This is a genomic window from Pseudomonas brassicae, from assembly GCF_010671725.1.
Lineage (GTDB): Bacteria > Pseudomonadota > Gammaproteobacteria > Pseudomonadales > Pseudomonadaceae > Aquipseudomonas > Aquipseudomonas brassicae.
Genome location: NZ_JAAHBU010000067.1, coordinates 1 through 12,082, shown reverse-complemented (window position 1 = coordinate 12,082; position 12,082 = coordinate 1). Strand labels below are relative to the sequence as shown.

The 12,082-nt window shown below is 63.8% G+C and carries 10 protein-coding genes and 4 pseudogenes; 2 read left to right on the top strand and 12 right to left on the bottom strand.

The genetic code is table 11. The features are described 5' to 3' along the window. Positions 1 to 19 precede the first annotated feature (19 nt). Positions 20 to 322, top strand: a pseudogene (locus G3436_RS28755) (lytic murein transglycosylase); the annotation flags it as partial. A gap of 16 nt (positions 323 to 338) precedes the next feature. Continuing rightward, complete coding sequence (locus tag G3436_RS28750; protein ID WP_476644169.1) at positions 339 to 752, top strand: peptidoglycan-binding domain-containing protein; 414 nt, start codon at positions 339 to 341, stop codon at positions 750 to 752. Positions 753 to 927: 175 nt separating this feature from the next. Here G3436_RS28750 and lipA read toward each other — a convergent pair whose 3' ends face one another. The 12 genes and pseudogenes from lipA to G3436_RS05945 all read right to left on the bottom strand — a co-directional run. Continuing rightward, positions 928 to 1,950 (bottom strand): lipoyl synthase, encoded by a 1,023-nt coding sequence (gene lipA, locus G3436_RS06000; RefSeq protein WP_178116332.1) that lies wholly within the window; start codon positions 1,948 to 1,950, stop codon positions 928 to 930. Positions 1,951 to 1,952: 2 nt separating this feature from the next. Next, complete coding sequence (lipB, locus tag G3436_RS05995; RefSeq protein ID WP_163942419.1) at positions 1,953 to 2,600, bottom strand: lipoyl(octanoyl) transferase LipB; 648 nt, start codon at positions 2,598 to 2,600, stop codon at positions 1,953 to 1,955. Beyond that, positions 2,600 to 2,875 (bottom strand): DUF493 domain-containing protein, encoded by a 276-nt coding sequence (locus G3436_RS05990; RefSeq protein WP_163942416.1) that lies wholly within the window; start codon positions 2,873 to 2,875, stop codon positions 2,600 to 2,602. Before G3436_RS05990 ends, lipB begins: the two co-directional genes overlap by 1 nt. A 75-nt stretch (positions 2,876 to 2,950) precedes the next feature. Further along, on the bottom strand, positions 2,951 to 4,111 hold the full coding sequence (locus G3436_RS05985; RefSeq protein ID WP_163942414.1) for a D-alanyl-D-alanine carboxypeptidase family protein: 1,161 nt from the start codon (positions 4,109 to 4,111) through the stop codon (positions 2,951 to 2,953). A gap of 135 nt (positions 4,112 to 4,246) precedes the next feature. Then, positions 4,247 to 5,244, bottom strand: a pseudogene (locus G3436_RS05980) (septal ring lytic transglycosylase RlpA family protein). After that, a complete protein-coding gene (mltB, locus tag G3436_RS05975; RefSeq protein ID WP_163942411.1) occupies positions 5,244 to 6,254 on the bottom strand; it encodes a lytic murein transglycosylase B in 1,011 nt (336 codons plus the stop codon). The pseudogene G3436_RS05980 and the gene mltB overlap by 1 nt, the downstream one beginning before the upstream one ends. A gap of 17 nt (positions 6,255 to 6,271) precedes the next feature. Next, a complete protein-coding gene (gene rodA / locus G3436_RS05970) occupies positions 6,272 to 7,375 on the bottom strand; it encodes a rod shape-determining protein RodA (protein ID WP_163942422.1) in 1,104 nt (367 codons plus the stop codon). A gap of 38 nt (positions 7,376 to 7,413) precedes the next feature. Beyond that, the gene (gene mrdA / locus G3436_RS05965; RefSeq protein ID WP_163942408.1) at positions 7,414 to 9,303 is read right to left on the bottom strand and encodes a penicillin-binding protein 2; all 1,890 of its coding nucleotides are present in this window, start codon (positions 9,301 to 9,303) and stop codon (positions 7,414 to 7,416) included. 15 nt (positions 9,304 to 9,318) lie between these two features. Then, positions 9,319 to 9,785: pseudogene (gene rlmH, locus G3436_RS05960) on the bottom strand (23S rRNA (pseudouridine(1915)-N(3))-methyltransferase RlmH). A 9-nt stretch (positions 9,786 to 9,794) separates the two neighbouring features. Beyond that, a pseudogene (gene rsfS, locus G3436_RS05955) lies at positions 9,795 to 10,202 on the bottom strand (ribosome silencing factor); the annotation flags it as partial. Between the two features lie 74 nt (positions 10,203 to 10,276). Further along, positions 10,277 to 10,963 (bottom strand): nicotinate-nucleotide adenylyltransferase, encoded by a 687-nt coding sequence (gene nadD, locus G3436_RS05950; protein WP_163942399.1) that lies wholly within the window; start codon positions 10,961 to 10,963, stop codon positions 10,277 to 10,279. 2 nt (positions 10,964 to 10,965) lie between these two features. After that, on the bottom strand, positions 10,966 to 12,082 hold a 1,117-nt coding region (locus G3436_RS05945), incomplete at its 5' end, for a glutamate-5-semialdehyde dehydrogenase (protein ID WP_163942397.1).

Here is a 12,082-nt window from a genome sequence, read left to right as displayed (position 1 = left end):
GGCGTTTGCCCAGGCGCAGTTGATTGCCGCGCTGCAGATCCTGCAAAACGGCGATATCCAGCCCGATGCCATGCTGGGCTCGTGGGCCGGTGCGATGGGCCAGACCCAGTTCATCCCGACCACCTACAACACCCACGCGGTGGATTTCGACGGTGATGGTCGGCGCGATATCTGGAAGAGTTCTGCCGATGCGCTGGCCTCGACCGCGCACTACCTGCAAAGCTCCGGCTGGAAGCGCGGCGAGCCGTGGGGCTTCGAAGTCCAGGTGCCGAGTAGCTTCGACTACTGGCTGCGATGGCAGCCTGCGCAAGAGCGTAGCCGAGTGGCAGCAGCTGGGCGTGACCCTGCCGGCCGGCGCACGTGCCCCGGCCGGCACCGAGCAGCTGTCTGCAGCCCTGCTGCTGCCTGCGGGTGCGCGCGGCCCGGCCTTCCTGGTGCTGGACAACTTCCGTGCAATCCTCAAGTACAACAACTCGTCGTCGTATGCCCTGGCGGTAAGCTTGCTGGCCGAGCGCTTTGACAGCGCCGGCTTCATCCGCGGGTCGTGGCCCAAGGATGACCTGCCGCTGAGCCGCAGCGAGCGGATCGAGCTGCAGGAGCTGCTCAGCGCGCATCAGTATGATGCGGGTACGGCCGACGGGATCATCGGTGCGAACACGCGCAAGGCGATTCGCAGTGCCCAGCAGGCACAAGGCTGGCCGGCCGATGGCTACCCGACGCACAAGCTGCTGGAAAGCCTGCGCAACCGCTGACTGCGCAGCGCGACCTTCGCTGGCAAGCCAGCTCCCACAGGGATATCACCGACCTTGAGGCCCGTGCAGTACCTGTGGGTGCTGGCTTGCCAGCGAAAGGGCCCTCAAGAACAATGAAAAAAGCCCCCGCACCAGCGCTGGTACGGGGGCCTTTTTTCAGCCTGTCAGACGCGCCTCAGAGCTTGATCTTGGCCTCGTGCGCCTGCTGGTCGGCATGGTACGACGAACGCACCAGCGGGCCCGAGGCGACGTTCTTGAAGCCCATCTTGTAGCCTTCCTCGGCAAACCAGGCAAAGGTATCCGGGTGCACGAAACGCTGCACCGGCAAGTGGCTGCGCGACGGCTGCAGGTACTGGCCCAGGGTCAACATGTCGATGTTGTGCTCGCGCATGCGATGCATCACCTCGATCACTTCCTCGTCTGTCTCGCCCAGGCCCAGCATCAGGCCGGACTTGGTCGGTACGTGCGGCACCAGTTCCTTGAACTTCTGCAGCAAGGTCAGCGACCACTGGTAGTCCGACCCCGGACGCGCCGCCTTGTACAGGCGCGGCACGGTTTCGAGGTTGTGGTTGAACACATCCGGTGGCTCTTGCGCAGTAATCGCCAGCGCCACATCCATGCGCCCGCGGTAGTCCGGCACCAGGGTTTCCAGCTGCACGCCCGGCGACAGCTTGCGGATCTCGCGCAGGCAATCGGCGAAGTGCTGGGCGCCGCCGTCACGCAGGTCGTCGCGGTCCACCGAGGTGATCACCACGTACTTCAGGCGCAGGTCGGCAATCGCTACGGCAAGGTTCATCGGCTCGTCGGCGTCCAGCGCCTTCGGCCGACCATGGCCCACGTCGCAGAACGGGCAGCGCCGGGTACAGATGTCACCCATGATCATGAAGGTGGCGGTGCCCCCCGAGAAGCACTCGCCCAGGTTCGGGCAGGAGGCTTCTTCGCACACGCTGTGCAGCTTGTGCTTGCGCAGCAGTTGCTTGATACGGTCGACTTCCGGCGACACCGGAATGCGTACGCGAATCCAGTCAGGCTTTTTCGGCAGCTCATCGGTAGGGATGATCTTCACCGGAATACGTGCGACCTTTTCCGCGCCACGCAGTTTGACCCCGGCCTCGACCTTCGGCCGTGGGGCCGGGCGTGCGGTGACGTCCTGAGTGGGGATAAGGGTTTGCTGCGGTTCCTGCACAACAGTATTCATATTCAGTCGATTCCGCCCGCAAGGGTCGTCTGCTCAGCATAGTCGAGGTGCTTGACCAGCTGCCCGCGCAGCCTTGCCCTTACCTCGGTGAGTTCGATCGGGCCTGCCTGATCGCGCAGCTGGGTCATGGCCAGCCCCGCATACCCGCAGGGGTTAATCCGGCGGAATGGCGCAAGGTCCATGTCCACGTTCAAGGCAAGGCCATGGAAAGAACAGCCATTGCGAATACGCAAGCCGAGCGAGGCGATCTTCGCCCCGTCGACATATACGCCAGGCGCGTCGGGCTTGGCCGCCGCCTCGACGCCGTAGCTGCCCAGCAGCTCGATCAGGCAGCGCTCCATGCGGCTGACCAGGTCACGTACGCCAAACCCCAGGCGTCGAACATCGAGCAACAGGTAAGCCACCAACTGGCCGGGGCCATGGTAGGTCACCTGGCCACCGCGGTCGGTCTGCACCACCGGGATATCTCCTGGCAGCAACAGGTGCTCGGCCTTGCCGGCCTGGCCCTGAGTGAACACCGCAGGGTGTTCCACCAGCCACACTTCATCACCCGTCTGCGGGCCACGCTGGTCGGTGAACCGACGCATGGCCTCCAGCACGAGCGGATAAGGCAGCAGGCCGAGGTCGCGAAAGCCGAGGCTCGCCGACATCAGAGCACCATTTTCACGATTCCGGTCGCGCGCAGGGCACTGTTGATGTCGTGCAACTGGTCTTCGCCGGTGGCAATGATGTGCAGTTGCACGGTGGTGTACTTGCCTTCCTTGCTCTGACGTTCGGCCAGGGTCTTGAGATCGACCTCCGCGTACTTCTTCAGAATCTCGATCACCGTGTCCTTGAAATTGACCACGGTATCGCCGATCACCTTGATCGGGTAATCGGCGCAGGGGAATTCGATCTTGTGCGACTTGACGTCTGGTTCGGTCATGGCAGTAACGGCCTCGTAAGCCGTGGCAACAACAACGCCCCCGCATGAGTGACGGGGGCGTGGCAGGTCACGATATCAGTTGAACAACCCGAAGAAGAATAGCCGAATGCTATCCCACGCACGACGGAAGAATCCGCCTTCTTCTACAGCGTCCAGCGCGATCAGGTCGGCGCTGTGCACTACATTGTCATCCAGTTTGACTTCCACTTTACCGATCACGTCACCTTTGGCGATGGGCGCGGTCAGCTGCGGATTCATGGTCATGCTTGCAGCCAGTTTCTTCAATTGGCCTTTAGGCAAGGTCATGCTCAGGTCTTCTGCCAGGCCGGCCTTGACCTGGGCCACGTTGCCCTTCCACACCGGCGCCTGGGCCAGTTCGGTACCCTTCTGGTAGAAGGTCTGGGTTTCGAAGAAACGGAAACCGTAGGTCAGCAGCTTCTGGGTCTCGGCAGCACGCGACTGCTCGCTGTTGGTACCGAATACCACGGCGATCAGGCGCATGCCGTCGCGTACGGCCGACGACACCATGCAATAGCCGGCTTCGTCGGTGTGGCCGGTTTTCAGACCGTCGACGGTCTTGTCGCGCCACAGCAGCAGGTTGCGGTTGGGTTGCTTGATATTGTTCCAGAAGAACTCTTTCTGCGAGTAGATCGCGTAGTGAGCCGGGTCTTCGTGGATGATCGCACGGGCCAGCAGCGCCATGTCGTGGGCCGAGGAGTAGTGCTCGGGGTTCGGCAGGCCGGTGGGGTTCATGAAGTGGCTGTTGCTCATGCCCAGGTCGGTCGCGGTCTTGTTCATCATGTCGGCGAACGCATCTTCGCTACCGGCAATGTGCTCGGCCAGGGCGACGCTGGCGTCGTTGCCGGACTGGATGATGATCCCGTGCAGCAGGTCGCTGACGCTGACCTGGGTACCGACCTTGATGAACATGCGCGAACCGCCGGTACGCCAGGCGTTCTCGCTGACGGTCACCGGGTCGTTCTCGCCGATCTGCCCGCGACGGATGTCCAGGGTCGCGATGTAGGCGGTCATCAGCTTGGTCAGGCTCGCCGGAGGCAGGCGCTGGTCGCCATTGTTCTCGACCAGGATGTTGCCGCTGGAGGCTTCCATGAGCACGTAGGACTTGGCTGCCAGTTGCGGCGGCGACGGCATCATCTGCTCTGCCGCGAAGGCGGCAGGGGCAATCATCAGCGGTACAAGCAGGCAAAGGCGTTTGGCAAAGCTGGTTATGTTCATCCGTCTCTCGAAATGGCTAATGGGCTCATGCCCTTGCGGGCAAAACGTATCTCAGGCACATGGCCTGGCGAGCAAAACGGCCATTGTACATGGCCGTTGCGCCCGACTGCATGACAAACCGATCAGGCCCCCCGATCAGTCTGCCGTGACGACTTTGGGCTGCCCCAGGTTGGCCAGGCGCACGCTGTCCTGCATCTGTTGGGCCTCGCCCTGGCTGCTGATCGGCCCCAGGCGCACGCGGTGCAGCGTCTGCTGGTTGCGCACGATCGAGCTGATGAACACCGGCGCGCTGACCATGCCGCTGAGCTTGGAGCGTAGCAACTCGGCAGCGTCCGGGTTGGCGAACGCGCCGACCTGCAAGTAAAGACCATTGCTGGCCAACCCGGCATTACTGGCGACCTGCACCGGCACCACGGCCGCTGCATGCTGCTGGGGTGGCGGGGTCCACTGCTCGACGGTGCCGGTACTGGCCGACAGCGGCTGAGCCTGGGCAACCTGCGGCTGCTCGAGCACCATGGCGCCGACTGGCCACGCTGGGCCCACCACTGCTTGGGATCGATGCCCTCGACACGCACCCGCGCAGTGCCGGTTTCGGCATACCCGAGCTTTTTCGCCGCCGCGTACGACAGGTCGATGATACGGTCCGAATAGAACGGGCCACGGTCGTTGACGCGCAATATCACCGTGCGCTGGTTGTCCAGGTTGGTCACCTTGACGTAGGCCGGCAACGGCAGGGTCTTGTGCGCCGCACTCATGCCATACAGGTCATAGACCTCGCCATTGGCGGTGTTCTGGCCGTGGAACTTGGTGCCATACCACGACGCGGTGCCCTCGGCACGGTAGTTGCGTGACTCCTGGATCGGGAAGTAGGTCTTGCCCAGCACCGTGTAGGGGTTGGCCTTGTAGTTGCCGGTGTGCACGGTTGGCGTGGCGTCGGGGATCTTGGAGACGTCCACGTCCCACCATGGCGCGCCGTCCTTGTGCGCCCGGTTGATGTCCAGGCCGGGCTTGGCGCGCACCACGTTGCCGCCTTGCTGCGGCGCCGGGCGGCTCGAGGAACAGCTGACCAGCAGCAAGCCCAGGGCCGCACAGCCGATCAGTTTCACAGATGCATCAGAAAACAGTACGCGCATTACCTGGCGCCCCTTGCCTGGACCAACTGGTCCGAGAGTTGATGTACCGCCATGGCGTACATCACGCTGCGGTTATAGCGAGTGATCGCGTAGAAATTCTTCAGGCCCAGCCAGTACTCGGGGCCATTGTCACCTTCGAGCCGGAAGGCGGTGACCGGCAGATCATCGCGCAGCGCATCATGACTCGACCAACCCAGCGCCCGCAACTGTGCGACCGTCTTGACCGCCTCGATACCCGGGCTCAGGCCTTCGTCGACCCGCTCGCCGCGCACCTGGGCGCGGCTGACCACCGCGTCGCCGGCCACCCAGCCATGACGCTTGAAGTAGCTGGCGACACTGCCGATGGCATCGTCGGGGTTGTTCCAGATATTGATGTGGCCATCGCCGTCGAAATCCACCGCATAGGCGCGAAAACTGCTGGGCATGAACTGCGGCAGGCCCATGGCACCGGCGTACGAGCCCTTGAGGGTCAGCGGGTCGACCTGCTCTTCGCGGGCCAGCAACAGGAACTCGCGCAGTTCCTTGCGGAAGAACTCGGCCCGCGGCGGGTAATCGAAGCCCAGGGTCGACAGCGCGTCGATCACCCGGTAGTTGCCGGTATTGCGACCAAAGAAGGTTTCCACGCCGATGATCGCCACGATCACCTGGGCCGGCACGCCGTATTCCTGCTCGGCACGAGCCAGGGTGTCCTCATGCTGGCGCCAGAAGTCCACGCCGCGGGCAATGCGCGCGTCGGTGAGGAACATCGGGCGGTACTCTTTCCACGGTTTGACCCGCTCGGCCGGGCGCGAAATGGCGTCGAGGATCGACTGCTTGCGCTGCGCCTCACGGAACACGCCCATCAGCTGTTCGCCGGCAAAACCGTAGTCGCGGGTCATTTCGCCGACGAACTCGGCCACCTGGGGCGAGCCGTCATAGTCGGCGGCATTCGCCTGCTGCCCATGGGCCACCAGCCCCAACAGGCTGACCCAGGGCACACAGCGAGCCACCCAGCCACGCATTGCTTGCATTGAATTGTTCACCTTGTTCAAACCTGCGCGATCCATTTGCGGTGCGTGTGAATCGACATCAGAACCCCAAACGCTGACAGCAGCGTCACCAGCGAAGTTCCGCCGTAACTAATGAAGGGCAGCGGCACCCCGACCACGGGCAACAGGCCGCTGACCATACCGATATTGACAAACACATAGACGAAGAACGTCATGGTCAGGCTGCCCGCGAGCAACTTGCCGTAAAGGGTCTGCGCCTGGGCCGTGATCACCAGGCCGCGACCGATCAGCAGCAGGTAGATCAGCAGCAGCGCACAGATCCCCACCAGGCCGAACTCTTCACCGAGCACGGCGATGATGAAGTCGGTATGGCTTTCTGGCAGAAAGTCCAGATGCGACTGGGTGCCGAGCAGCCAGCCCTTGCCGAATACGCCACCCGAGCCGATCGCCGCCTTGGACTGGATGATGTTCCAGCCGGTACCCAACGGGTCGCTTTCAGGGTCGAGGAAGGTCAGCACGCGCTGCTTCTGGTAGTCGTGCATGACGAAGAACCACATCGCCACGGCTACCGGCACGGCTGCGGCGACCACGCTGAGGATCCAGCGCCAGCGCAGGCCACCCATGAACAGCACGAAAGCGCCCGAAGCGAGGATCAGCAAGGCGGTCCCCAGGTCGGGCTGGCGCACGATCAGGGCGAATGGAATGCCGATCAGGATCAGGCTGATCATCACGTGCTTGAGGTGCGGCGGCAGCGTGCGCTTGGCCAGGTACCAGGCGATGGTCGCCGGCATGATGATCTTCATGAATTCGGAGGGCTGGAAGCGGATGACCCCGGGGATGTTGATCCAGCGCGTGGCGCCCATGGCGTTGTGGCCCATCACGTCCACCACCACCAGCAGGATCACCCCGCCGATGTACGCCAGCGGCACCCAGCGCGCCATGAAGCGCGGTTCGAGCTGGGCAATGACGAACATCGACACCAGCCCCAGGCCGAACGAAGACGCCTGCTTGAGCAGCAGGTCCCAGTTCTTGCCGCTGGCCGAATACAGCACGAACAGGCTGCCGGCCGCCAGGGTCAGCAGCAGCACCAGCAACGGGCCGTCGATGTGGATGCGCTGCAGGAAGCTGGCGCGGCGGCGCATCACGTCCTCGCTGGAGAGCATGCGATCGAAGTTGTTCTTCACGGGGCCGACTCCTGAACGACGGTGGCGGGAGCGTACTCGGTCTTGAGCCGGCCACTCTCGTCGAGCAGCCAGGCGTCCATCACCTGGCGCATCACCGGCGCGGCGACGCGGCCACCGGCCTCGCCGTTCTCGATCATGACCGAAATCACGATTTTGGGGTTCTCGGCCGGGGCGAAGCCGACAAACAAGGCATGGTCACGGTGACGTTCCTGGACTTTGTTGCGGTCGTACTTCTCGCCCTGCTTGATCGCGACCACCTGGGCGGTACCGCTCTTGCCGGCAATCCGGTATTGCGCGCCCGCCGCCGCAGCGCGTGCGGTACCACGGGCGTTGTGCATCACCTGCTCCATGCCGTGGGCAACCTTGGCCCAGTCGGACTTGTCACGCAAAACGATGTCTTGCATCGGGTTGTCATCCACCGGCGGCTGGCCCTCGATGGTCTTGGCCAGGTGCGGCCGGTTCCATTTGCCCTTGCTGGCGATCAGCGCGGTGGCCTGGGCCATCTGCAGCGGTGTGGTCTGCATGTAGCCCTGGCCGATGCCCAGAATCAGCGTTTCACCCGGGAACCAGGCCTGGCGGCGCGTGGCACGCTTCCATTCGCGGGTCGGCATCAGGCCGGCAGATTCCTCGAACATGTCCAGCGAAACCTTCTGGCCAAGGCCGAACTTGTTCATGTAGCTGGACAGGCGGTCGATGCCCATCTTGTGCGCCAGGTCATAGAAGTAGGTGTCGTTGGAGCGCATGATCGCCAGGTCAAGGTCCACCCAGCCGTCACCACTGCGGTTCCAGTTGCGGTACTTGTGGTCATAGTTGGGCAGTTGATAGTAGCCGGGGTCGAACACCCGGCTGCTGGCGGTGACCACGCCGGCGTCCAGGCCCGCGACCGCCACCGCCGGTTTGATCGTCGAGCCTGGCGGATACAGGCCGCGCAGTACGCGGTTGAACAGCGGGCGATCGATCGAGTCGCGCAACTCGGCATAGGCCTTGAAGCTGATGCCGGTGACGAACGGGTTGGGGTCGAAGCTCGGCTGGCTGACCATCGCCAGCACTTCACCGGTGTTCGGGTCGAGCGCAACGATGGCGCCGCGACGACCGCCCAGCGCGACTTCGGCGGCCTCCTGCAGCTTGATGTCGAGGCTCAGCACAATGTCCTTGCCGGGGATCGGGTCGGTGCGTTTGAGCACACGCAACACGCGCCCACGGGCGTTGGTCTCGACCTCTTCGTAGCCGACCTGGCCATGCAGTTCGGGCTCGTAGAAGCGCTCGACGCCGGTCTTGCCGATATGGTGGGTGCCGCTGTAGTTGACCGGATCGAGGGTCTTGAGCTCTTTCTCGTTGATGCGCCCCACATAGCCGACCGAGTGCGCGAAGTGCGCCCCTTGCGGGTAATGGCGCACCAGTTGCGCGGCCACTTCCACCCCGGGCAGGCGGAACTGGTTGACCGCCACGCGGGCGATCTGCTCTTCGGTCAGCTCGAACAGGATCGGCACCGGCTCGAATGGCCTGCGCCCCTGGCGCATGCGCTTCTCGAACAACGCACGGTCGTCGGCGCTCAGTTCAAGCACCTCGACAATGGCGTCGAGCACCTGCTGCCAGTCACCGGAGCGCTCGCGGGTCATGGTCAGGCTGAAACTTGGCCGGTTATCGGCGACGATCACCCCGTTGCGATCGAAGATCAACCCGCGCGTCGGCGGGATCGGCTGCACATGCACCCGGTTGTTCTCCGAGAGCGTGGAGTGATAGTCATACTGGATCACCTGCAGGTAATACAGCCGGGCAATCAGCACGCAGATCAGCAGCACGATCGCCACTGCACCGACCACGACGCGGCTACGCACCAGGCGTGCGTCTTTCTCGTGGTCTTTTAGGCGAATCGGCTGCGACATTGAAAAGGCTTACGACTATTTGTGGTAAGGGTGCCCGGACAACACGGTCCAGGCGCGGTACAGCTGCTCGCCGATCAGTATCCTTACCAACGGGTGCGGCAAGGTCAGCGGCGACAGCGACCAGCGCTGCTCGGCCCGCGCGCAGACTTCCGGCGCCAGCCCTTCGGGGCCGCCGACCATAAAGTTGACGGTGCGCGAGTCAAGGCGCCAGCGGTCCAGTTCGACCGCCAACTGCTCGGTGCTCCAGGGCTTGCCATGCACTTCGAGGGTGACAATACGCTCGCCCGGCTGGACCTTGGCCAGCATGGCCTCGCCCTCCTGACGAATCAGGCGGGCGACGTCGGCATTCTTGCCACGGGTATTGAGCGGTATTTCCACCAGCTCCAGGGACAGCTCCGAAGGCAGCCGCTTGGCATATTCATGCCAGCCGTCCTCGACCCATTTGGGCATGCGCGAGCGACCGCGATCAGACGCAGACGCACGGGCGTTCCTTATTCCTGGTCTTTGTTGAGCTTGGCGGAGTACTCGTGGAAGTTTTCCGGGCTGTGGTGCTTGCCATCAGGCGCACGGCTCTGCTCGGCGCCTTTCCACAGACGCTCCAGGTCATAGAACTGGCGAGCAGCGGCAGTCATCATGTGCACGATGACGTCGTCCAGGTCCAGCAGTACCCAGTCGCTTTCGCCCTTGCCTTCTTCGCCCAGCGGGCGAACGCCCTTCTCCTTGACCATCTGGCGGACCTTGTCCAGCATCGCGCCGATCTGACGATTGGAGGTACCGGTAGCGATGATCATGTAGTCGGTGATGCTCTGCTTTTCGCGAACATCCAGGACCTGGATATCCTGGGCCTTTACATCTTCGAGGGCCGCCACGGCCACTTTGACCAGCTCTTCGCCTTTGAGAACGTCTTGCTTGATGTCTTGCTTGCTCATATAAAACTCATTCAACTCGTAGGTATGAGGCGCTTGTCGCGCACTCAGTTCGGCGCACGGTACAGGCCGTGCACATCGATGTAGGCCAGTACTGCGTCCGGCACCAGAAACCGCACCGACTTGCCGCTGGCCAGCAGCTGTCGGATCTGCGTGGCCGACACCGACAACGGTGTCTGCCAGACGAATGCTATGTGCCCGGCAGGCCCCAGCAGGGCCTGCGGGTCACTCACCGAGCGTGCGGCCAGCAGGTTGCGCAAGGCATCCGGCGACTCGACGTCGGCATCCGGGCGCTGAAGCACCAGGATATGACAGTGTTGCAACAACTCTTCCCAGCGATGCCAGCCTGGCAAACCACAGAACGCATCCCAGCCCAGCAGCAGGAACAGCTGGTCGTCGGCGGCCATTTCGGCGCGCATCAGCTCCAGCGTCTCGATGGTGTAGGACGGTTTGTCCCGGGCCAGCTCCCGCGCATCCACGCTCAGCAAGGGCACGCCCTCTACTGCACGCTCGACCATGGCCAGGCGGTCTTGTGCCGACACCTGCGGCATGTCGCGGTGCGGCGGGCGGGCATTGGGCATCAGCCGCAGCTCGTCCAGCGCCAGCACCTCGGCCACCTCCAGCGCACTGCGCAGGTGGCCGATGTGGACCGGGTCGAAAGTACCGCCGAGCACACCGATGCGCCGGGCAGGCGACGGCGTGGCAGCAACGGCGAGCGGGCTGTGCTCGGCCAAGGTCAGAGCGACTCCTGACCGCGCAGCTGGCCGTCGCCGATCACCACGTATTTCTCGCAGGTCAGGCCTTCCAGGCCAACCGGGCCGCGGGCATGCAGCTTGTCGGTGGAAATGCCAATCTCGGCGCCCAGGCCGTACTCGAAGCCGTCGGCAAAGCAGGTCGGCGTATTGATCATCACCGACGACGAGTCGACTTCGGCGGTAAAGCGCCGGGCCTGCCCCTGATGTTCGGTAACGATCGAATCGGTGTGGTGCGAGCCGTAGTGGTTGATGTGCTCGATGGCGTCATCGAGACCGTCCACCACACGGATAGACAGAATCGCGGCCAGGTACTCGGTACCCCAGTCGGCATCGGTGGCCGGCACCGCATCGATCAACTGGCAGGTACGCTCGCAGCCGCGCAGTTCGACGCCCTTTTCGCGGAACTGGCGGGCCATGCCCGGCAGGAACGCGGCAGCGACCGACTGGTCGACCAGCAGGGTTTCCATCGCGCCGCAGATACCGTAACGGTAGGTCTTGGCGTTGAAGGCGATGCGTTGCGCCTTGTCCAGCGCGGCATGCTCGGCCACGTAGACGTGGCAGATGCCGTCCAGGTGCTTGATCACCGGCACCCGCGCATCGCGGCTGACACGCTCGATCAGGCCCTTGCCGCCACGCGGCACGATCACGTCGACATACTCGGGCATGCTGATCAGCGCGCCCACCGCCTCGCGGTCGGTGACTTCCACCACCTGCACCACGGCAGCCGGCAAACCGGCCTCGGCCAGGCCACGCTGGATGCAGGCGGCGATGGCACGGTTGGAATGAATGGCTTCGGAACCGCCACGCAGGATGGTCGCGTTACCCGACTTCAGGCACAGGCTGGCAGCGTCGATGGTCACGTTGGGGCGCGATTCGTAGATGATCCCGATCACCCCCAGCGGCACGCGCATCTTGCCGACCTGGATGCCGGACGGACGGTAGCTCATGTCGCGGATCGCGCCCACCGGGTCGGGCAGGCTCGCCACCTGGCGCAGGCCGACGATCATGCCGTCGATGCGCGCCGGGGTCAGCGCCAGGCGCTCGAGCATGGCCGGCTCCAGGCCATTGGCGCGCCCGGCTGCGAGGTCCTGCGCGTTG

Coding starts and splice junctions, on each gene's coding strand:
- mrdA (WP_163942408.1), bottom strand. CDS start 9,303: ATGTCGCAGCCGATTCGCCTAAAAGACCACGAGAAAGACGCACGCCTG.
- rodA (WP_163942422.1), bottom strand. CDS start 7,375: ATGCGCCGCCGCGCCAGCTTCCTGCAGCGCATCCACATCGACGGCCCG.
- mltB (WP_163942411.1), bottom strand. CDS start 6,254: ATGCAAGCAATGCGTGGCTGGGTGGCTCGCTGTGTGCCCTGGGTCAGC.
- lipA (WP_178116332.1), bottom strand. CDS start 1,950: ATGAATACTGTTGTGCAGGAACCGCAGCAAACCCTTATCCCCACTCAG.
- G3436_RS05985 (WP_163942414.1), bottom strand. CDS start 4,111: ATGAACATAACCAGCTTTGCCAAACGCCTTTGCCTGCTTGTACCGCTG.
- G3436_RS05990 (WP_163942416.1), bottom strand. CDS start 2,875: ATGACCGAACCAGACGTCAAGTCGCACAAGATCGAATTCCCCTGCGCC.
- lipB (WP_163942419.1), bottom strand. CDS start 2,600: ATGTCGGCGAGCCTCGGCTTTCGCGACCTCGGCCTGCTGCCTTATCCG.